The 21,636-nt window shown below is 64.4% G+C and carries 11 protein-coding genes and 1 tRNA gene; 3 read left to right on the top strand and 9 right to left on the bottom strand.

The genetic code is table 11. From position 1 onward, the window contains the following. The 3 genes from AC1RDJ_RS19475 to AC1RDJ_RS19465 form a co-directional block, all read right to left on the bottom strand. Window positions 1-3,790, bottom strand: a 3,790-nt coding sequence (locus AC1RDJ_RS19475; RefSeq protein ID WP_493028433.1) for a beta strand repeat-containing protein, incomplete at its 3' end; no start/stop codon positions are given. A 729-nt stretch (window positions 3,791-4,519) separates the two neighbouring features. Beyond that, window positions 4,520-6,532 carry a S9 family peptidase gene (locus tag AC1RDJ_RS19470; RefSeq protein WP_493028432.1) on the bottom strand — a complete coding sequence of 671 codons (2,013 nt, stop codon included), beginning with the start codon at window positions 6,530-6,532 and terminating at the stop codon, window positions 4,520-4,522. 608 nt (window positions 6,533-7,140) lie between these two features. Next, on the bottom strand, window positions 7,141-8,523 hold the full coding sequence (locus AC1RDJ_RS19465) for an aminotransferase-like domain-containing protein (RefSeq protein ID WP_493028441.1): 1,383 nt from the start codon (window positions 8,521-8,523) through the stop codon (window positions 7,141-7,143). A 291-nt stretch (window positions 8,524-8,814) separates the two neighbouring features. Between AC1RDJ_RS19465 and AC1RDJ_RS19460 the strand changes: the two genes are divergently transcribed. Then, window positions 8,815-9,060, top strand: a complete 246-nt coding sequence (locus AC1RDJ_RS19460; RefSeq protein WP_289885597.1) for a hypothetical protein — start codon at window positions 8,815-8,817, stop codon at window positions 9,058-9,060. A gap of 351 nt (window positions 9,061-9,411) precedes the next feature. Here the strand turns inward: AC1RDJ_RS19460 and AC1RDJ_RS19455 are convergent. The 5 genes from AC1RDJ_RS19455 to AC1RDJ_RS19435 form a co-directional block, all read right to left on the bottom strand. After that, window positions 9,412-9,488: transfer RNA gene (locus tag AC1RDJ_RS19455), tRNA-Pro, on the bottom strand. A gap of 102 nt (window positions 9,489-9,590) precedes the next feature. Beyond that, complete coding sequence (locus AC1RDJ_RS19450) at window positions 9,591-10,205, bottom strand: TetR/AcrR family transcriptional regulator (protein ID WP_071322616.1); 615 nt, start codon at window positions 10,203-10,205, stop codon at window positions 9,591-9,593. A gap of 62 nt (window positions 10,206-10,267) precedes the next feature. Continuing rightward, the gene (gene adeC / locus AC1RDJ_RS19445; protein ID WP_289885595.1) at window positions 10,268-11,716 is read right to left on the bottom strand and encodes an AdeC/AdeK/OprM family multidrug efflux complex outer membrane factor; all 1,449 of its coding nucleotides are present in this window, start codon (window positions 11,714-11,716) and stop codon (window positions 10,268-10,270) included. Between the two features lies 1 nt (window position 11,717). Beyond that, the gene (locus tag AC1RDJ_RS19440) at window positions 11,718-14,873 is read right to left on the bottom strand and encodes an efflux RND transporter permease subunit (RefSeq protein ID WP_493028430.1); all 3,156 of its coding nucleotides are present in this window, start codon (window positions 14,871-14,873) and stop codon (window positions 11,718-11,720) included. 15 nt (window positions 14,874-14,888) lie between these two features. Beyond that, on the bottom strand, window positions 14,889-16,097 hold the full coding sequence (locus AC1RDJ_RS19435; RefSeq protein WP_493028429.1) for an efflux RND transporter periplasmic adaptor subunit: 1,209 nt from the start codon (window positions 16,095-16,097) through the stop codon (window positions 14,889-14,891). Window positions 16,098-16,547: 450 nt separating this feature from the next. On the opposite strand from AC1RDJ_RS19435, the gene AC1RDJ_RS19430 reads away from it, so the two are divergent. Together AC1RDJ_RS19430 and AC1RDJ_RS19425 are read left to right on the top strand one after the other, a co-directional pair. Continuing rightward, window positions 16,548-18,035 carry an ATPase domain-containing protein gene (locus tag AC1RDJ_RS19430; RefSeq protein WP_071322612.1) on the top strand — a complete coding sequence of 496 codons (1,488 nt, stop codon included), beginning with the start codon at window positions 16,548-16,550 and terminating at the stop codon, window positions 18,033-18,035. An 8-nt stretch (window positions 18,036-18,043) separates the two neighbouring features. Next, window positions 18,044-19,597 (top strand): hybrid sensor histidine kinase/response regulator, encoded by a 1,554-nt coding sequence (locus AC1RDJ_RS19425; RefSeq protein ID WP_493028428.1) that lies wholly within the window; start codon window positions 18,044-18,046, stop codon window positions 19,595-19,597. A 3-nt stretch (window positions 19,598-19,600) separates the two neighbouring features. Here AC1RDJ_RS19425 and AC1RDJ_RS19420 read toward each other — a convergent pair whose 3' ends face one another. Next, window positions 19,601-21,487: an MFS transporter gene (locus AC1RDJ_RS19420; protein ID WP_071322610.1), complete on the bottom strand. Its 1,887-nt coding sequence runs from the start codon at window positions 21,485-21,487 to the stop codon at window positions 19,601-19,603. Window positions 21,488-21,636: the final 149 nt, after the last annotated feature.

Below are 21,636 nucleotides of genomic sequence, written 5' to 3'. Positions count from 1 at the left end.
TGCCCGAGGCCGTAAAGCTCAGCTGATAGACAGGCTTGCCGGCCGTGCCGACGTCGCGCACCACCGCCTTGCCGGCGTTTTCCGGCGCGATGCTCAACACGGTGGCTGCCGTGAACGGGCCGCCCGTGGCGCCCGCCGTCAAGTCGACATTGACCGTCAGGCCGGCCACCACCGTGGCGCTCTGGCTCACCACCTGCGGCATCGGATTGACGGCGACGCTGGCTTTCACCGGCGCCGAAGTGCCGAAAGCGTTCGACAGGGTGTAGCTGAAGCTGATGTCGCCGCTAGTACTGGCGGCAGGCGTGTAGATGATGTCCATGCCGCTGACCACCGCCGTGCCGCTCGTCGGCGCCGTGGTGATGGTCACCGCCGTGAACGGGCCGCCCGTGGCGCCTTCCGTCACGTGCAGGGTCAGTGATGCGCCGGGTTCGAGCGTGACGGTCTTCGCCACCGGCACTGGCACCGGCTGCGGCGCCACGCTCAGGCTGACCGTAGCCGGCGCGGAAATACCGCCCGCCCCCGTCACGGTGTAGCGGAAGCTGTCCGGACCGAAGTAGTCGGCATTCGGCACATAGGCCACCTTGAAGGCGCGGCCGCTGCCGCCCCCTGCCGCGCCGGTCGCGACGACCGTGACGCGGCCATGCTGCGGCGGCGTGACGATGGTCACATCCGTGATCGGGCTGCCATCGGCAGAAGCGATCGTCAGGCTCACTTCCTGGTTGGCCGTGGTGGTCGCCGTTTCATTGACCACCGGCGGCGGCGCCTGGTTCACCTGCAGGGTCAATGCCTGTTGCACCGTGAACTGGTTGGCATCCTTCGCCTGCAAGGTGAAGGCAAAGCTGCCGGCCGCCGTCGGCGTGCCGCTGACGACGCCCGTCGCCGTATCGAGTGCCAGGCCGGCAGGCAAGGCACCGCCGGCAAGCGCATATGCGTATGGCGCGACGCCGCCGGCCGCCGTGAAGGCCTGGCTGTAGGCGTCGCCGACGCGGATGCCGGCCAGGCTGGCTGGCGTCAGGGTCAGGGCCGGCGCGGCCACTGCCAGCGTATAGCTGTTGGTGGCGCTGAACGGCGCGCCCACGCCGGTGCTGCTGTCGGTGACCTTGATGCCGAAGTTGAAGCTGCCCGCCACATTGGTGGTGCCGGACAGCACGCCGGTGGCCGCGTTCAGGCTCAGGCCCGTCGGCAGACTGCCGCTGCTGATGCTGTAGCTGTACGGCGCCGTGCCGCCCGCCGCCGTCAGCGTCGCGCTGTACTGCGTCGCCACCGTCGGATTGGGCAGGCTGGCCTGCGGTATGTTGACGCTAGCCGACCCAACCACCACGGTATAGCTTTGCGCACCGGTGAACAGATGCGCATCTTGCGCTTGCACGGTCAGCGTGAAGCTGCCCGCCTCCGATGGCGTGCCGCTCAGCAAACCGCTGCTGCTCAGGGTCAGGCCGGCCGGCAGGCTGCCGCTCGTGAGCGTGTAGGCATACGGTCCGACGCCGCCGCTGGCCGTCAGTTGCTGGCTGTATGCCGCGGCCGCTGCCGCTGCCGGCAGCGTGCCCGGCGTCAGCGTGATCGTCGGCGCGCCGATGGTCACCGTATAGCTGTTGGTCGCGCTGAACGGCGCTCCCACTCCCGTGCTGGCGTCGCTGGCACGCAGGCTGAAGCTGAAACTGCCCGCCACGGTCGCCGTGCCGGACAGCACGCCGGTGGCCGCGTTCAGGCTCAGGCCCGCAGGCAGGCTGCCGCTGCTCACGCTGTAAGTGTACGGCGCCGTGCCGCCCGCCGCCGCGATGGTGGCGGTATAGGGCGCTCCCGCCGCTGGATTCGGCAAGCTGGCCGGCGTCAGGCTGACCGTGGGCACGCCCACGGTAATGGTCACGGTGGCTGGCGCCGACGTGCCGACGCCGTTGCTGGCCGTATAGGTAAAGCTGTCCGGCCCGCCATAACCGGCCGTCGGCGTATAGGTGATGCTGGTGCCGCTGGCCGTCGCCGTGCCGTGCGAGGCAGCGGAGGCCACGGCCACGGACGTCGCCGCGCCGCCGCTGAGGTTCAGGGTAATCGGGTTGGCGCTGCTGCCGTAGGCCACGCTGGCGCTGACGGCGCCGGCAACGGGCGCGCCGGCCGCCACGGTGACGGAATAGGCGCGCGACCCCGTGTAGGGCCCGGCGCCGGTGCTGCTGTCGGTGGCCGTGACGGTAAAGTTGTACGGGCCTGCCGTCGTGGGCGTACCCGACAGGGTGCCGTCCGGCGCCAAGCTCAGGCCCGCAGGCAGGGTGCCAGCGGTGATGGCATAGCTATGTGGCGCCGTGCCGCCGGTGGCAACAATGCCCTGGCTGTAGGCGACGCCGGTCGTCATCGCAGGCAAGACCGATGGCGCCACCGTGACCGTCGGCGCCGACACCGTCAGCGAATAAGCGCGCGCGCCGGAATACGGGCCGCTGCCCGTCGAACTGTCCGTGGCGCGCAAGGTAAAGTTGAAGACGCCGCCGGCCGTCGGCGTGCCCGACAGCACACCGCCGCTGGACAGGCTCAGACCCGCAGGCAAGGCGCCGGCGCTGACCACATACGCGTACGGCGCCATGCCGTTCGCTGCCGTCACGTTCCTGCTGTAGGCCGTCCCCACGGCGGCTGCGGGCAAGGTGCTAGGCGCAATCGTGATGGTGGGGCCGCTGACCGTGATCGTCACGGTGGCCGGCGCCGAAGTGCCGCTGCCGTTGCTGGCCGTGTAGGTAAAGCTGTCCGGCCCGCCATAACCGGCCGTCGGTGTGTAAGTGATGCTGGTGCCGCTGGCCGTTGCCGTGCCGTGCAAGGCGCCGGACGCCACGGCCACGGACGTCGCCGCGCCGCCGCTCAGGTTCAGGGTGATCGGATTGGCGCTGCTGCCGTAGGCCACGGTGGCGCTGACGGCGCCGGCCACGGGCGCGCCGGCCGCCACGGTGACGGAATAGGCGCGCGCCCCCGTGTAGGGCCCGGCGCCGGTGCTGCTGTCGGTGGCCGTAACGGTGAAATTGAATGGCCCTGCCGCCGTCGGCGTGCCGGACAGGGTGCCGTCCGGCGCCAGGCTCAGGCCCGTGGGTACGCCGCCGCCGGTGATGGCATAGCTATACGGCCCCGTGCCGTTCGCGGCAACGATGCCCTGGCTGTAGGCGACGCCGGCCGTCATCGCCGGCACGGTTGTCGGCGCAATGGTGATGGTCGGCGCGGAGACCGTCAGCGTGTACGCGCGCGTGCCATTGGCGGCCAGCGAGTCCGTGGCGCGCACGGTGAAATTGAAGGTGCCGCCGGCCGTCGGCGTGCCCGACAGGCTGCCTGCGCCGGACAGGCTCATGCCCGCAGGCAGGCTGCCGGCCGTGAGCGCGTAAGTGTACGGTGCAGTGCCGCCCGTCGCGCTCAGGGTCGTCGTCGAGTAAGCCTGGGCCACCGTGCCATTCGGCACAGTGGCAGGCGACAGCGCGATGGCGGAAGTGATGGTGACGTTGTAGACGATGGGCTGCCCCACATCGTCCCTGATGGTAAACGTGTCCGATGTCGCGCTGAGATTGGTATTCCGGTAGCGCACGGCATTCGTGACATTCGAATCTTCCAGCGTGCCATGCTGCGGCGGCACCAGGGTGCCCGTCAGGCCAAACTGAGAACAGGCCGAATTGAGATAACTCTCGTAATATTCATCTCCCGCCACCACAGTGATGGCGCGCGGACTCGGGCAGACACTGGCGGCCTCGGCCTCGTACGAGCACAGGGACAGCACGGCAAACAGCAGGGCCGCCGCCAGTCGCATCAGCCACGACGGCCATCGCAGCATGGCAAGCGGCGTACTGCGCGTGCCGGGTCCTGAATAGTCAATGCCGCGGGCAGGTGCGGTCAACCATCCAAATTTCGCGAAATTTAGAGACATTATCTTCTTTCAGTACATTTTTAAAACCGGACCTTGCCCGGATATGGCAACGCTGACATCCGCGCCATCCCCAACTGAAAGGCTTCCCAGCATGCTTGAGCCTTGCTTTGCGTCAATATATGCTACTACGAGCGACAAATAACGCAACTCCAGGATGTTGTCAAAAACAACTACATTTAACAATAATCAATTGTCGTGCGTAAATATACTCACTGATAGCCCATTTAACAACAATCTTGGCATGGCGCACCGTAACAGACCGTATCTTTCACCAGTCGTTGCCGTGGATATTGAGGAGCGCCGGCGCCGCAGCACCATATTTTATATAGGAAAAATCAGGAGATTACCGCGCATTCCGTTGGAAAAATGAAATTTGCCTGACAAACACCAAGTAAGGAAGCGGTGCATCATTTCCTTGTCGCAACGGTACGGTAGCGTTGCTGGCAGAACACAACTGGACGCCTGCGCATGCCGCATGGACAGCGCGCGGCGCAATCCGCACCGCGCCTCCCAGTGCAGGAGGCTGTCACCTTGCTAGCGACCCGCCTGCCAATGCCATGCGTGCCGCCACTTCAGGCGGGCGGCACGGCGCACCGGGCAGGGCGCCCGGCAAGCCGCGCCGCTGGCATTGCGTGCTTACTGCATCGCCGCCTGCAGGCCCGGCGCGAACTCGGCGCCGTGCTTGATTTGCGCGGTGGAGGCCTTCAGGGCGGCGCCGATCGGCTCCGCGCGGCCATCGAGGCATTTGCCGAGGAAGTTTTCCGTCACCGCGTTGAAGGCGATGTTATTCACGGGCCGGGCAAAGCCATGGCCCTCGTCGGGGAACAGCACGTAGGTGACGGGTATGTCCTTGGCCGCCATCGCCGCCACGATCTGGTCCGACTCGGCCACGTTCACGCGCGGGTCGTTCGCGCCCTGGCCGATGAGCAGCGGGCGCTGGATATGCTGCGCAAAGTTCAGCGGCGAACGCTCCTTCAGCAGCGCCTTGCCCTCTTCCGTGTTCGGGTCGCCCATGCGTTTGTAGAAGCGCTGCTTGCCCGCTTCCCAGTACGGCGGGATGGTTTGCAGCAGGGTAAACAGGTTGGACGGGCCGACGATGTCGACGCCGCAGGCGAAGGTCGTCGGCGTGAACGCCATGCCGGCCAGCGTGGCGTAGCCGCCATACGAGCCGCCCATGATGGCAACCTTGTCGGCGCTGGTGACGCCGCTCTTCACCGCCCATTGCACGGCGTCGAGCAGGTCGTCATGCATCTTGCGGCCCCATTGCAGGTCGCCGGCCGAGATGAACTGCTTGCCAAAACCCGTCGAGCCGCGGAAATTCACCGACAACACCGCATAGCCGCGGTTGGCCAGCCACTGGTGATAGCTGTTGTAGCCATACGTGTCGCGCGCCCACGGGCCGCCGTGCACCAGCAGCACCATCGGCACCGGGCGGGCCGGCAACCCGCCAGCCCCCGCGGCGGACGCTGACGGCAAGGTCAGGTAGGACACCAGGGTCAGGCCGTCGCGCGCCTTGATTTCCTGCGCATACATGGGCATCAGCGGCGCGCCTTCCAGCTCGGGACGCGTGACATACAGCCGCGTCAGCTTCTTGCCCTTGCGCTCGTACAGCCAGCTCGACACCGGCGCCGTGACGGCGTCGACGGCGACCAGCCATTTATCGTCGGCATCGGTACGCGACGTCACCGTGAACTGGCCCCGCGTATGTTTCTTCAGGTAGGCCAGGTCTTCCTTCAAGTCCTCACCCAACGGCAAATAATCCTGCTGCAGGTACTCGACCGCATAGGCTTGCACGCGGCCCGTGCGCGTATCGTACAGCGCGTCCGAAATATCGGCGCGCGCATCCTGGGCCACCAGCGTGCTCTTGCCGCTGGCGACATCCTGCGCCAGCAGCGCCGACGTATTGCGGCCGCGCGAATCGGTCCAGTACAAGGTCTTGCCGTCGGCCGTGAACGCCAGCGGCGCCGTCGTCTGTGCGTCTTCCAGGCCCACATCGGCCAGCGGCGTGGCCTCGACCTTGCCATCCGCGACGCGGTAATACGCCGTGCCGCCATCGCCGCGCGCCTTGCTGGCGATGCGCAGATTGAGCGATTCGTCGGCCACGTAGCCGCCATAGCCGTCGTTCTGCTGCACCAGGGTCAGCTTGCCGCTGGCCAGCTCCAGGCTGTACACGTCGTGCCAGCGCGCATCGCGGTTATTGATGCCGACGAGGATGCGGTCCTTCACCTTGCTGCTGATCTGGATTACGCGCACGCGGGTTTTCTCGAATGGTGTGTAATTGATCTGCTTGCCGCTGGCCACATTCACGCCGTACAGCAGGAAATTCTCGTCGCCGCCCTTGTCCTGGATGAACAGCAGCGTCGTCGAATCGGGCGACCAGAAGCTGCTGCGGATGGGCCGTACCTTTTCCTGCGTCAGCGGGCGCGCCTGGGCAGGATCGCTGGCCGGCGCCACCCACACATTGAGCACGCCATCGCGCGGCGCGATCCAGGACAGCCACTTGCCATCCGGGCTGATCTTGCCGCCGGACTTGCTGGGATTGCCAAAAATCTTCGCCCGCTCGATCAGCGGCGCCTCCTTGGCAGGAACTTGGGCGTGCGCCGGCAACACGCTGGCGAACAACAGGACAGGCAGGACATAGCGAATCATGAACACCTCATGGTGGATAAATGAAGGGAAACAGCACACGTGCATGTGCCAGCAAATCATAGGCGAAAGCCGTGTTGCCAGCTTGACTACGGCGACCGGAGACGGAAATCGGGGGACAGGATGGAGAAAACGGGGGATGAAGCGATCTGTCGAGCCTGCACGGCAAGCCGATGCGCCTGCATATCGCGTTGTCGGCCAGCCTGCGGCCCGATAGCGACAGATGCGCCAAATCGCGCCGCCGCATGCGCTCGGGCTTCCTGGCGCTTGCGGCAATGACGGCAATGGCGGAGTAAAAATGCTGAGCCTGACAGCCGATGTGCAAGCGATTGCGACGACATCCAGACCGGCCACCGTTCGCGCATGCGGCGATCAGCCGCGGTCGCGCTCAAGTGGCGGAGCCCTCCCCAACAGCTCGGCCTGGCCACCCGCTTGCGCGCCGCGCCAGCAAACTGCGCCAGTCTCGCTGCTGCCTGCGCGCCGGTCGGGCCCGGGCAGTCCGCCCTTTGCAGCGGAATGCGACATGGCGGTCGTTCGGTACCGGCGGCGGCATCCCGGCCAAGCTGCCGCCGTACACCTGATGGCGGCCGCTGACAGTGTTTCCTGGACAGTTAAACCACAGCAGCGCTGAACGTTTCGGGCTGCCGCGCAAGCAGATGAGACAGCCGTTGAAGACCCGCCTGCAAGCGCCCACGGTCCTTGATGCTGCCCAAGGAGATCCGAATTGCATTCACGTATGCGCTGCCCGTTGCGAATGCCTCCGCCGGCGTGACCGCGATGCCGGAGCTGGCGGCGGCCCGCGCAAGCTGCGTAGAGTTCCAGTACGCCGGCAACTCGAGCCATACATGCAGGCCGTCGCCAAAGCCGCTGTAGCGTCCCGCCAGAATATCGCGAGCCATCCGGTGGCGCAGGCGCGCCTCCCTGCGCACGCCTTCCATCAATCCGTCAGCCGAACCGTCGAGTATCCACTGAGTGGCGAGGGCGGCCGTCAGAGGGGCGGCCATCAGCGCAAATGACCTTAGCGCGACCAGGAAACGTTCGCGCTCGACCGGGTCGCGTATCAGCACGAAGGCGCCCCGCAAGCCGGGCGTCAGGCATTTCGACAGGGTTGCGATGTAGTACACCTGTTGCGGGGCAAACGTGGCAATCGGCGGCGGCGGGGCATCGGCAAGGAGCCAGTAGGGATCGTCCTCGACGATGCGTACATTGCGGCGCTTCGCGATGCCGGCGAGCTCCTTGCGCCGGCGCTCCGGCATGGTGATGGCGGTCGGATTCTGCAGTGTCGGATTGAGGTAGACCAGCCCGGGCTTGTGCTGGCGGCACGCTTCCTCGAGCATCTCAGGCACCATCCCGTGCCTGTCCGCTGCCACCGCAATGACGTGCCGGCCGAACTGGGTCGCTGCGGCACGCAAGCCGGGATAAGCCACGGGCTTCGCCAGGATGACGTCGCCAGGCGCCGTCAGCGCAATGATCAATGCGGCGATCGCCGCTTGCGCACCCGGACAGACAAGCAGCTGCCCTGCATCCACATGTCCAAACATCGGCGCCAGCCATGTGGCTCCAGCCTTGCGGTCGGACTCGCTTCCCCCGCCCAAGTGGTAAGTCATCAGTAATTCATTGTCTGCCCTCATCAATACTTGAGACAGACCTTGTTTCAGCATATCGTCGAAGTCCACGCCATCCGGCGGTGGCGGGGTATTCATGCTCAGGTCGAAGATCGCGGTCAATTCGACTTTTGGCGCCGCGACATATGTGCCCCGGGCGCCGCGGCCCTCCAGCAAGTTGCGGCGCCTGGCTTCGTCGTAGGCGCGCGTGATCGTCGTCAGGTCGACATCCAGCCGTGCCGCCAACTGGCGCTGCGGAGGCAGGCGGTCCCCCGGGGCCAACGATCCGTCTGCCACCGCCGCCTGCAAGGCATCCGCAATCTGCAAGAAACGTGGCCCCCTGTTCCCGGCCAATCGCGGCAACCAGATAGTCAAATCGTCATCTTGCATGGTTTTCAACTGGGACATTTTGTCTCAATGTATGGAAATTGTTTTCAAGTAGTATGCTTCAGAACGTGGAGCAATACCATTCTTGCATGGCCGTTGCCGACGTTTTCTCCTCTCTCATCTGCATTGGCAAGCCACTGCGCCGGATGCCATTGTTATTTCATGGCTAGCTATAATGAAAGATTCAAACAGGATGCCTGGGGGGATGGCTGGAACAGAAGCTGCTGACGCAGCGTTTTGAGGTAGCGCTCCTCATGGTAGATAGTGTCAAGTAATAGACTGGAAATACTCAAAATGATGGATTGGACCCCTATAGTCTTCGTGACGTTCAAGGCTCTCGTGCTCTGCACGGGCATGTTCTTCGCCATCAAGTGGCATTACGATCAAGGGAAGAAGGACAAGGACAAGGCGAAGCAGAATCGCGCGGTGCTGCGCGCGAGCGGCAAGGTGGTCGCCATCTTCATGCTATCGCTGCTGGCCTTGGGGATCGTCACCTTCGTCGTCGTCAGGATGGCCGGTTTGGAGATGACCTTCCCCTGATGGCAAGGAATGGCCGGCCGAAATCCAGTGATGCGGCGGCGATCGGGCAGCGGCGATGGGGCACATCGCTGTTAGCCCCTGATGGCTTGCCGATTAATCGTCGCGCGGCGATGCCGATGCCATTACCAGCGCGGGCCCTGCCCCGCCTGCCGATGCGGCCGTGGGCATTGGCACATTGCCCCTGAATTTGATTTGATGTCATCTCTGCGCAGCGGGCCCACCCGGCGGCATTGGATGTAGGCTGCCCATCTGTCACGCGTAAACGGAAAAACCCAGCACCGATATTAGACAATTATCTAATATACAGTGCTGGGTTTCTATACAGCTTGCGCCGTAACTCCTTGAATCTAATGGTCGGGGCGAGAAGATTCGAACTTCCGACCCCATGCACCCCATGCATGTACGCTACCAGGCTGCGCTACGCCCCGACGAGGTGGGAATTATAGCAGAGGCTTTTAGGTTTTTGCCATGCTTTCCGCATGATTCATATCGAACTGCGCAAACTTTTTTGCATGGCCCCGGCAAGCGCCCTATTCGTTCAGCAGCAGCGCCGTCAGGACGATGCGAAAGCCCGCGATCAGCGGCTCGACCTTCACCGTCGGATTATGAATGAAGCGCACGGGCAAGCCCTGGTAAATGGCGACCAGGGCATTCAGCCGGCCTTCCAGCATTTCCTCGTCGGCCGGCAAGCCGCGCTTGATGCGCGCATCGCGGATGATGGAGAGAAACAGCTGGCGCGAACGCTGGTCCGAGCATTGCAGCATTTCGGCGATCGCCGGATTGCGCGACGCCTCGGCAAAAATTTCCAGCGGCATCATCCACGTTTTCGGGTCCAGCGCTTCGAGCACATGCTCGCCCGCATTGTCGATCACGGCCTGCAGCGGGTCTTCGCGCTGCGCCAGGTCCTGCATCAGGTTCGACACCCGTTCCGTATTCTGCATGACGAAGGCGGCGATGATCGCATCCTTGCTGTCGAAGTAATTATAGATGTGGCCCGCGCTCATGCCGGCCGCTTTCGAGATCTCGGCCATGCTGGCGCCGTGGAAGCCGCGGCGGCTGAAGCAACTCTCCGCCGCATCGAGCACCTGCTTGCGCCGCGTGTTGGCGCGCTCGGGATCCGGATGCTTCTTTTCAACTTGGTTCATGATTTTCCAGTAGCGCGCCGGCCCTGCCCTTGCGGGCAAGGCCGGCGTCGGCGTCCCCGTGATTATTGGACGCCGCCAGCCGCCGCGACGGCTGTCTGCTCAGGTTGCCATCCGCCGCCCAGCACCTTGTACAGGGTCACCAGGTTGGTCGACTTGGCCAGGCGCGCCGTGATCAGGCTTTGCTGCGCCGTGTACAGCGCGCGCTGGGCCACCAGGGCGTTCAGGTAGGACTCGGCGCCCTGCTTGTAGCGCGCATCGTGGATGGTGTAGCTCTTCGTCGACGCTTCGACCAGCGACTCCTGCGACTGCAGGCGCTCGTCGATCGTGCCGCGCTGGGCCAGCGCATCGGACACTTCACGGAAGGCGACCTGGATCGCCTTTTCGTATTGCGCCACGGAGATTTCACGCTGCACCTTGGCGATATCGAGATTGGCGCGGTTCACGCCGCCATCGAAGATCGGCAAGCTGATCTGCGGCAAGAAGCTCCAGGTGCCGCTGCCGCCCTTGAACAGGCCGGACAGGTTGTCGCTGACCGAACCCGCCGTCGCCGTCAGCGAAATGCGCGGGAAGAAAGCCGCGCGCGCCGCGCCGATGTTGGCATTCGCGGCGCGCAGGGTGCGCTCCGCCGCCAGCACGTCGGGACGGCGTTGCAGCACATCCGACGGCACGCCGGCCGGAATGTCCGTCAGCGCCGTCACAGCGCCAAACTCGGCTTGCGGCAGCAAGTCGGCCGGCACGGGGCCGCCCACCAGCAGGACCAGCGCGTTTTGATCCAGCGCAACCTGGCTCGTGTAGACGGCCACGTCGGAACGGGCCGATTCGACACTGGTCTGGGCATCGTACTTGTCCAGGCCCGAGGTGGCGCCGGCACTGAAGCGGCGCACGGCCAGGTCATACGACGACTGCTGGCTCTTCAGCGTGTCCTGCGCCACGCGCAGGCGCTGCTGGTCGGCCACCAGGTTCAGATAGGTGCTGGCCACTTCGGCCACCAGGCTGATCTGCTGTGCACGGCGTGCTTCTTCCGTGCCCAGGTATTGCTCCAGCGCGCTATCGGACAGGCTGCGCACGCGGCCGAAGAAGTCCAGCTCGTACGCCGACACGCCCAGGTTCGCCGTGTACTGGCGGTTGATGGACGCTTCGCCCGTCGGGCTGGCGTTTTTCGAGATGCGCGTGGCCGACTGGCCGCCGGACGCCGACAGGGTCGGGATCAGCGCGGCGCGTTCGATGCCGTAGGTGGCGCGCGCCTTCTCGATGTTCAGGATCGAGACGCGCAGGTCGCGGTTGTTGGCCAGCGCCAGTTCCAGTACCTGGCGCAGGCGCGCATCGGCAAAGAACTCGCGCCAGGCGACGTCCGCCACCGGCTTGGCGTCGGCGGCGGCCGTGTCGGCCTTGTAGGAAGGACCGGTCGGCCACGCCGTCGGCGCCGGCGCTGCCGGACGCTCGTACGTGGGAGCCAGGCTGCAACCGGCCAGCAAGGCCAGTGCCGCCATGGAGAGTAGCGTTTTTTTCATATTAATGCGCATCCTTAGAAAGCGTGACGGCTGGCGCACCAGGCGTGGCGGGCGCGTCCGACTTCGAGAAGAAGCCGCGCACCAGCACGAAGAACACCGGCACGAAGAAGATACCGAGGAACGTGGCCGTCAACATGCCGCCCAGCACGCCGATACCGATGGCGTTCTGGCTGCCGGAACCGGCGCCGCTGGAAATAGCCAGTGGCAACACGCCGAGACCGAAGGCAATCGAGGTCATCAGAATTGGGCGCAGGCGCAGACGCACCGCATGCAAGGTCGCGTCGATCAGCGACATGCCCGATTCCTGCATTTCCTTGGCGAACTCGACAATCAGAATCGCGTTCTTCGCCGACAGGCCCACCACCGTGAGCAAGCCCACCTGGAAGTACACGTCGTTCGACAGGCCGAACATCCACGTGCCGAGCACGGCGCCTATCACGCCCAGCGGCACGACCAGCAGCACCGAGAACGGAATCGACCAGCTTTCATACAGCGCGGCCAGGCACAGGAAGACGATCAGCAGCGACAGCGCGTACAGCTGCGGCGTCTGCGAACCGGATTCGCGCTCTTCCAGCGAAACGCCGGTCCAGCTGAAGCCGATGCCAGGCGGCAGCTTGGCCACCATCTCTTCCATCGCGTTCATGGCGGCGCCCGTGCTTTGGCCCGGTGCCGGCGTACCGAGAATCTCTACCGACGGCAAGCCGTTGTAGCGCTCCAGGCGTGGCGACGCGTAAATCCACTTGCCGGTGGCAAAGGCCGAGAACGGCACCATCTGGCCAGCGGTATTGCGCACGAACCACTTGTTCAAGTCTTCCGGCTGCATGCGCGAGCTGGCATCGCCCTGGATGAACACTTTCTTCACGCGGCCACGGTCGAGGAAGTCGTTGACATACGAACTACCCCAGCCGACGCTCAGCACGCGGTTGATCTCGGCGATCTGCAGGCCCAGCGCGGTGGCTTTCTGCTGGTCGATCTCGATCTTGTACTGCGGCGTATCTTCCTGGCCGTTCGGGCGCACACCCACCATGGCCGGGTTTTGCGAAGCCATGCCCAGCAGCTGGTTACGCGCCGCCATCAGGGCGTCATGGCCGACACCGCCGATATCCTGCAGCTGCATGTCGAAACCGGTGGCGTTACCCAGTTCCAGCACGGCAGGCGGGGCGAAGGTAAATACCATCGCGTCCTTGATCTGCAACAACTTGCCCATGGCGCGACCGGCCACGGCAGGCGCCTTTTGCTCCACGGCCTTGCGTTCAGCCCAGTCTTTCAGGCGCACGAAGGCGATACCCGTGTTCTGGCCGTTACCGCCGAAGCTGAAACCGGCGACGGCAAACACGGAAGCGACGTTGTCTTTCTCGCTGTTCATGAAGTGGTCTTCGACCTGTTCGATCACTTTCAGGGTGCGCTCTTGCGTGGCGCCCGTCGGCAATTGAATCTGCGTAAACAGGATGCCCTGGTCTTCTTCCGGCAGGAACGACGTAGGCAGACGCATGAAGATGAACACGAGGCCGGCCAGCAACAGCACATACAGCAGCATCGAGCGGGCGCGGTGGGTGATCATGGCGCCAACCATGCCCTGGTATTTGTTGCTGCTGCTGTCGAAGCTGCGGTTGAACCAGCCGAAGAAGCCCTTGTTCGTCGCGTGATGGCCTTTTTCGACCGGTTTCAGCAGGGTGGCGCACAGCGCCGGCGTAAACACCAGCGCGACGACGACGGACAGCACCATCGACGAGACGATCGTGATCGAGAACTGGCGGTAAATCACGCCCGTCGAGCCGCCGAAGAAGGCCATCGGCACGAACACGGCCGACAGCACCATGGCGATACCGACCAGCGCGCCCGTGATCTGCGTCATGGACTTGCGCGTCGCTTCCAGCGGCGACAGGCCCTCTTCGCTCATCACGCGCTCGACGTTTTCCACCACCACGATCGCATCGTCGACCAGCAGACCGATGGCCAGCACCATGGCGAACATGGTCAAGGTGTTGATCGAATAGCCGAACGCATTCAGGATGCCGAAGGTACCGAGCAGCACGACCGGCACGGCCATGGTCGGGATCAGGGTGGCGCGGAAGTTCTGCAGGAACAGGTACATCACGAGGAATACCAGGATGACCGCTTCGACCAGGGTTTTAACCACTTCTTCGATGGACAGTTTCACGAACGGGGTCGTGTCGAACGCCACCTGGTAGCTCATGCCTTCAGGGAATTGCTTGCTCAGGTTGCCCAGCATGGCTTTCGCCGCGTTGGCCGTGTCGAGCGCATTCGCGCCCGTCGCCAGCTTGATCGCCACACCGGTGGCCGCATGGCCGTTGTAGCGGGCCACGGTGTTGTAGTTCTCGCGGCCCAGTTCCATACTGGCCACGTCCTTCAGGTGCACCATGGCGCCGTCGGTGGTGGTTTTCAGCAGGATGGCACCGAACTGTTCCACCGTCTGCAGACGGCTCTGCGCCGACACGGTGGCGTTCAGCTGCTGGCCCTTGACGGACGGCGTGCCGCCCAGTTCACCGGCCGACACTTCCGCATTCTGCGCCTGCACGGCCGTGATCACGTCCGCCGGCGTCAGGTTGAAGCTTTGCAGCTTGGCCGGGTCGAGCCAGATGCGCATGGCGTACTGCGAACCGAACAGCGTCACATCGCCCACGCCCGCCACGCGGCTGAGCGGATCGACGACGTTGGCGGCCACATAGTCGCTCAAGTCGGTCTGGTCCATCTTGCCGTTTTCGGAAATGAAGCCGAACACCATCAGGAAGTTCTTCGTGGCTTTCGACACGACGAGGCCCTGTTGCGTGACAGCCGTCGGCAGCAGCGGCGTGGCCAGCTGCAGCTTGTTCTGTACCTGCACCTGGGCGATGTCAGGATTGGTGCCGCTGGTAAACGTCAGCGTGATGCTGATGCCGCCAGTCGCATCGCTCGACGAGGCCATGTAGCGCAAGCCGTCGATGCCCTTCATCTTTTGTTCGATGACCTGGGTGACCGCATCTTCCACGGTCTTGGCGGAGGCGCCAGGGTAGGAGCCGCTGATCGAAATCGACGGCGGGGCGATGCTCGGGTACTGCGCGATCGGCAGGCTGAGGATCGAAATCACGCCGGCAAGCATGATGACGATCGCGACCACCCAGGCAAAAATCGGGCGGTCAATGAAAAAACGGGCCATTAATATTCTCCTGAATTAGTGGGCGCTGGCAGCCGATGCTGCGGCAGAGGCTGCAGCGGCAGGCGCGTCAGCGGCCTTGGCCGGCACGGCAACGGCCGGGGCGCCTGGCTTGACTTTTTGCAAGCCTTCCACGATCACGCGGTCGCCTGCGGCCAGGCCGGACGTCACCAGCCAGTCGGTGCCGATGGTGCCGCTGGTGGTCAGGATGCGTTGTTCAACCTTGTTTTCCTTGTTCAGGATCAAGGCCGTGGCCTGGCCTTTCTGGTTGCGCGTCACGCCCACTTGCGGCACGGTGATGGCTTTCTCGTCGACGCCCGTTTCCAGCTGTGCACGCACGTACATGCCTGGCAACAATTCGCCTTTCGGGTTCGGGAACAGCGCGCGCAAGACCACGTTGCCGGTGGTCGGATCGACCGTCACGCCGGCGAACTGCAGCTTGCCCGGTTCGCTGTACTTGCTGCCGTCCGGCAGGATCAGGTCGACCTTGGCCTGGCCTTCGCCGACTTTTTTCAGCGAACCATCGGCCATCTGGCGCTTCAGGCGCAGCAGGTCCGTGCTCGACTGCGTCACGTCGACATAGATCGGGTCCAGTTGCTGCACGGTCGTCAGGGCTTCCGCCTGGCCCGCCGTGACCAGCGCGCCGGCCGTCACGGTCGAGCGGCTGGTGCGGCCGCTGATCGGCGCCGTCACGGTGCTGTATTTCAGGTTGATATTCGCCGATTCCAGCGCCGCTGTGGCGGACTCGACGTCTGCCTTGGCTTGCTCGAAGGCGGCCACGGCATCATCGTATTCCTGGCGGCTCACGCCTTCGATGGCCACCAGCTCCTTGTAGCGGGCCGCTTTCGGGCCGGCCGTCAGCAGGTTGGCCTTGGCTTTCGACAAGGCGGCCTTGGCCGAATTGGTGGCAGCCTGATAGGTGGCCGGGTCGATCTGATACAGGGCCGTGCCCACTTTCACATCGCTACCCTCGACGAACAGGCGCTTCTGGATCAAGCCGCCAACTTGCGGACGCACATCGGCGACCTGGTAGGCATTCGTACGGCCGGGCAATTCGGCACTCATCGGCAACGCGGCCGGATTAACAGTAAACACGACCACCTGTGGCGCTTGCTGCGCATGAGGTGCTTCCTGTTTTTTACTGCAGCCGGCCATGATTACAGTGGCGCACAGAACGGCAATAGCGCCGCTCGTACGCGGCGACGTCAAGGAAAAGGTTGGTTGCATCTTGGACTTTCTGAAAAAGAAGCTGGCTAGTGTCGTTAGAAATGACTAAATTTATTAACGCAGATCAAAGAATGAACGATCATTCTAAAATCGTCAAGCATCGTTACAATTGAAACATAGTAACTATCAAGCGAATTTTATTATCAATGATGCAATAAAATGACGGCAACAACAGGGATAGCGCGCTGGCAGGGTCAGTCGGAAATCAGGCTGGCTGCGGCAAAACGGCAATGCGGGAAAGTTGGATTGAGTGAATACTGTAGCAGGGTAAGGCGATCTTTGCTGAAGCAAGCGACATGTGCGCAACACGCGCTACGCCAGCCTTCGGCACCGCGATAAATATTTACCAATGGTATCGAAAAGGCATGACCGGTGCAGGTGCGCTAAGATGGCTGTCCACAGCTGGCCATGACAGGGAGCGCGGCGATGACAGCACAGGCGCAGGCGGCAATGCCACCGCAGGACGCGGCCGGCCAGCTTGCGCCGCCACTGTTGTCGACGGGGGTGCCGGGCCTCGATACCGTGCTGGCCGGCGGCCTGCTTGCCGAACGCCTGTACCTGGTCGAAGGCGAACCGGGCACGGGCAAGACGACGCTGGCGCTGCAATTCCTGGTCGAGGGCGCGCGCGCCGGCGCACCGGTGCTGTACCTGGCGCTGGCCGAATCGGAAGCCGAATTGCGCGCCGCCGCCCTGTCGCACGGCTGGGACCTGGCCGGCATCGCCATCGAAGAAGTGGCGCCCAGCGACGACATGCTCGACCCCGAACGCCAGTACACAATCTTCCACCCGTCCGAAATCGAGCTGGCCTCGACCAACCAGCGCATCCTGGCCGCCATCGAAAAGCACCGCCCCGCCCGCCTGGTGCTCGACTCGCTGTCCGAACTGCAGTTGCTGGCGGAGAACCCGCTGCGCTACCGGCGCCAGGTCGTTGCGCTCAAGCAATATCTGGCCAGCCGGCACTGCACCACCCTGCTGATCGATGACCGTTCCGCCCTCGACGACGGCTTGCAAGTGCGTAGCGTGGCCCATTGCGTGATCTCGCTGGAGCTGCAAAACCAGGCCTATGGCAACGACCGGCGCCGCGTGCGCGTGGTGAAATACCGCGGCGTGGCGTTTCGCGGCGGCACGCACGACTACCGCATCGCCCATGGCGGCCTCATCGTCTACCCGCGCCTGGTGGCGGCCGACACGCGCCGCGACGGCGACCACCGCCGGCTGTCGAGCGGCGTGCCCGCTCTCGACGCCATGACAGGCGGCGGCCTGGAGGAAGGCATGAGCACGCTTATTTCCGGCCCGGCCGGCAGCGGCAAGTCCACGCTGGCGGCGCAATTCGTGCACGCGGCCACGTCGCGCGGCGAGCCGTGCGCCATGTTCCTGTTCGAGGAAGCGCGCAGCAAGCTGCTGAGCCGGGCCGACAACGTGGGCATGCACCTGCAGGCGGCGCTCGACATCGGCCTGCTGAGCGCACAGCAGATCGATCCGGCCGAGCTGACACCGGGCGAATTCGCCCAGGCCGTGGTCGACGCGGCGGAGCGGGGCGCCCGGGTCATCGTCATCGATAGCCTGAACGGCTACATGCACGCGGTGCCCGATGAGCGCTTCCAGAGCACCTACCTGCATGAACTGCTCAATTACCTGAGCCAGCGCGGCGTGGCCACCCTGCTCGTCGGCGTGCAGCAAAACATGCTGGGCACGTCCATGACCACCTCGGCCGACGCCAGCTACCTGGCCGACAGCGTCATCATGCTGCGCTATTACGAAACGGAGGGCGAGGTGCGGCAAGCCATTTCCGTCTTCAAGAAACGCGGCAGCGCGCACGAGCGCAGCATCCGCCGCTTTGAAATCGCCGCGCAGGGCATCCGCATCGGCCCGGCCCTGGCCGGTTTCCACGGCATCCTGACGGGCATGCCCACCATCGGCGGCACGCCATTTCCCTAGGGCTCGCCATGGAACAGCGCATCCTGATCTACGCGCCGGCCGGCCAGGATGCGGCGCTGGCCGGTCAGGTACTGGCCAGCGCCGCCATCGCCAGCCAGGCCTGCCGTTCGGTCGCCGAACTGGCCGGGCAACTGGCGCTGGGCGCGGGCGGCGTGCTGACCGTCGACGAGGCGCTGCATGCGGGCGCCTGCCAGGTGCTCGACGACTACGCCCGGCACCAGCCGCAGTGGTCCGACCTGCCCATCCTCCTGCTCACGCATGCGCGGCTCGATTCCCTGCCCCTGCGGCAAGCCATCGCCACCCTGGGCAACCTGACCCTGCTGGAACGCCCCGTGCACGTGCTGACCCTGATCACCTCGGTCCATGCCATGCTGCGCGCGCGCCAGCGCCAGTATCAGGTGCGCGAGTCGCAACAGCGCAAGGATGAATTCCTTGCCAGCCTGGGCCATGAACTGCGCAATCCGCTGGCGCCCATCAGGACCTCGGTGGCCCTGCTCAGCCACCTGTATCCGGAATCGGCGCAAGTGGCCACGGTGAAAGGCGTGATCGAGCGCCAGGTCACGCACCTGACGCGGCTCGTCGATGACTTGCTCGACGTGGCGCGCATCACCAGCGGCAAGGTCGTGCTGCAGCGCAAGAACATTAGCTTGCAACAGGTGATCGGCCATGTGATCGAGCTGTGCCAGCCGGCCGCCGCCAGCCGCCACATCGGCATCGCGCTCGACTTGCCGCCAGCGACCGTGACCTTGTACGCCGACTATGCGCGCGTGGTGCAGATCTTTGCCAATATCGTATCGAACGCCGTGAAGTTCACGCCAAATGGCGGCCACATCCACATTACGGCGCACGTGGCCGCTGGCCAGCTGCGGGTGGCCGTGGAAGACGATGGCATCGGCATCGACCAGGACGCCATCCCGCGCATCTTTTCCATGTTCGAACAGGGCCGCACGGTGGCGGGCCAGATGGCCAGCGGCCTGGGCATCGGACTGAGCCTGGCGCGCCAGTTTGCGGAAATGCATGGCGGCAGCATCGAAGCGCATAGCGATGGCCCCGGGCGCGGCAGCCGCTTCGTCGTCACCCTGCCCGCCAGCGTGGCCGAAGCCGTCACAGGCACGCCGCAGGCGGCAGACGCCACGCCGGCCGGCCACGGCCACGGCCACGGCCATGCCGTGCAGGTGCTGGTGGTGGACGACAACCGCGACGCGGCCGATTCGCTGCAGGCGCTGTTCCAGCTGGAAGGCTATGCCGCCGGTGTCGCGTATGGCGGCGAACAGGCGCTGGCGGCCGTCGACGCCGCATGGCCGCAATTGATCGTGATGGACCTGGGCATGCCGGGCATCGATGGCTACGAGACGGCGCGCCAGGTGCGCCAGCGGGCGCAGGGGCGCGACGTGCTGATGATCGCGCTGACCGGCTGGGGCCAGTGCGATGCGCGCCAGCGCACGGCGCAGGCCGGGTATGACCATCACCTGACGAAACCGGTCGATTTCGCCGCCATCACCGCCCTGCTGGGCCAGCACCTGGCGCGCGGGGCCGCCAGCGGGGCTACGCGGACAGAATGAGGCTTATTTCCACTTGCCGCGCAACTCCTGCACCCGTTGCTGCAGCAATTCCGGCGTGGCGGCCTCGGGCGCCACGGGCATGCCCACTGCCAGCGACAGGCGCGAGCGCAAGCCCGCCTTGAAGGCGCGCTCGAACAGGTGGCCATTGCGATGGCTCAACAGATGCCCCCACAAGCCGCGCAGCGCCAGCGGGATCACGGGCACCTTGCTGCGCTCGACGATTTTGGCGATGCCGCCCTTGAACTCGCTGATCTGGCCCGTGCGCGTCAGTTTGCCTTCGGGGAAGATGCACACCAGCTCGCCCTCATGCAGCGCTTGCGCGATATCGATGAAGGCTTTTTCCATCAGGAACGGATCTTCCTTGGCCGGCGCGATAGGGATGGCCTTGGCCGTACGGAAAATCCAGCCCATCAGCGGCATCTTGAAGATGCGGTGGTCCATGACGAAACGGATGGGACGGGGGCTGGCCGCCATGATGACGATGGCGTCCACATAGCTCACATGGTTGCATACCAGCACCGCCGCACCTTCCGCGGGGATGCGCTCGCCATCGACCACTTTCACGCGGTGCACGGTCTGTATCAGAATCCACGCGAGGAAGCGCATGAGGAATTCCGGCACCAGCGAGAAGATATACGCGGCCACCAGCGCGTTCAGGATGGCCGTGACGAGGAACAGCTGGGGTATGGTGAAGCCCTGTCCCAGCAGCACGATGGCCACGCCGGCGGCCGCCACCATGAACAAGGCGTTGAGGATATTCATGCCGGCGATCGTGCGCGAGATGTGTTTCGGGTCGCAGCGCGTCTGGATCAGGGCAAACAGGGGCACGATGAAGAAGCCGCCGAAAACGCCGATCATGACGATGTCGAGCAAGATGCGCGGCACGCCGGCCTGGCTGACGAACGCCAGCGCGTCGACCACTTGCGTATTCGCATACGCATTGCTGGCGAAATACAGGTCGATGCCGAACAGCGACAGGCCGATGGAGCCGAACGGCACCAGGCCGATCTCGATCTTGTGGCCGGACAGCCGCTCGCACAGCAGCGAACCGGTGCCGATGCCGACCGAAAACACCGTCAGCAGCAGCACGAACACGCTGTGGTCGCCATGCAGGAAATCCTTCGAGTAGACGGGGAACTGCGCCAGGATCAGGGCGCCGTAGAACCAGAACCAGGAATTGCCCAGCATGGCCAGGAAGACGGGACGGTTCTTGCGCGAGAAATTCAGGTTGCGGAACGATTCGGCGACGAAGTTCAGGCTCACCTTCAGTTCCGGCTCGGGCGCGGGCGTGCGCGGCACGCGGTAGCTGGCGATGAGGCCGAACAGGGCCACGGCGATGGTGGCGCCGGCCACCAGTTCCACGCCCAGCGGCTTGTGCACGATCAACACGGCGCCGAGGATTTCGCCCAACAGGATGCCGACAAAGGTGCCCATCTCGATCAGGCCATTGCCGCCCACCAATTCCTCGGGCTTCAGCTGCTGCGGCAGATACGCATACTTGACGGGGCCGAACAGGGTCGAATGCACGCCCATGCCGACCACGGCAGCCACCAGCAGCCACAGGGTATGCGTCATCCACCCAGCGGCGGCCACGGCCATGATGGCCAGCTCCATCCATTTCACGAAACGGGCCAGGCCCGCCTTTTCGAACTTGTCGGCCAGCTGGCCGGCCGTCGCCGAAAACACGACATAGGGCAGGATGAACAGGCCTGGTATCAGGTTGGTGATGGTGGACGGGTCGAGCGTGGTCCAGCTCAGCGCATCGTAGGCGAGGATCACCATCAGCGCCGTCTTGAACAGATTGTCGTTGAAGGCGCCAAAGAACTGGGTCCAGAAGAAGGGCCCGAAACGGCGCTGCGACAATAAGGAAAACTGGCTGCTTTGACTCATGGCATGGAGAACCGGACATTAAGGAATTGCTAAAATACAGCACTATCTTGCGCACGACAATCTGAATGTCGCCATCTTGCTTAGCGTCAATACAGAAAGCACCGTGCCGCGCCATGCTGGCCTCTGCCTTGATACTTTCCCTGGTGCCA

The organism is Janthinobacterium sp. GW822-FHT07H10, from assembly GCF_058798675.1.
Note: the sequence above shows the minus strand (reverse complement) of the source record. Positions and strands in the feature narration are given on the sequence as shown.

Bases quoted from the DNA above. Each gene is read 5' to 3' on its own strand.
- AC1RDJ_RS19470 (WP_493028432.1), bottom strand. From the start codon at position 6,532: ATGATTCGCTATGTCCTGCCTGTCCTGTTGTTCGCCAGCGTGTTGCCG.
- AC1RDJ_RS19430 (WP_071322612.1), top strand. From the start codon at position 16,548: ATGCCACCGCAGGACGCGGCCGGCCAGCTTGCGCCGCCACTGTTGTCG.
- AC1RDJ_RS19425 (WP_493028428.1), top strand. From the start codon at position 18,044: ATGGAACAGCGCATCCTGATCTACGCGCCGGCCGGCCAGGATGCGGCG.
- adeC (WP_289885595.1), bottom strand. From the start codon at position 11,716: ATGAAAAAAACGCTACTCTCCATGGCGGCACTGGCCTTGCTGGCCGGT.
- AC1RDJ_RS19465 (WP_493028441.1), bottom strand. From the start codon at position 8,523: ATGCAAGATGACGATTTGACTATCTGGTTGCCGCGATTGGCCGGGAAC.
- AC1RDJ_RS19440 (WP_493028430.1), bottom strand. From the start codon at position 14,873: ATGGCCCGTTTTTTCATTGACCGCCCGATTTTTGCCTGGGTGGTCGCG.
- AC1RDJ_RS19460 (WP_289885597.1), top strand. From the start codon at position 8,815: ATGATGGATTGGACCCCTATAGTCTTCGTGACGTTCAAGGCTCTCGTG.
- AC1RDJ_RS19420 (WP_071322610.1), bottom strand. From the start codon at position 21,487: ATGAGTCAAAGCAGCCAGTTTTCCTTATTGTCGCAGCGCCGTTTCGGG.
- AC1RDJ_RS19435 (WP_493028429.1), bottom strand. From the start codon at position 16,097: ATGCAACCAACCTTTTCCTTGACGTCGCCGCGTACGAGCGGCGCTATT.
- AC1RDJ_RS19450 (WP_071322616.1), bottom strand. From the start codon at position 10,205: ATGAACCAAGTTGAAAAGAAGCATCCGGATCCCGAGCGCGCCAACACG.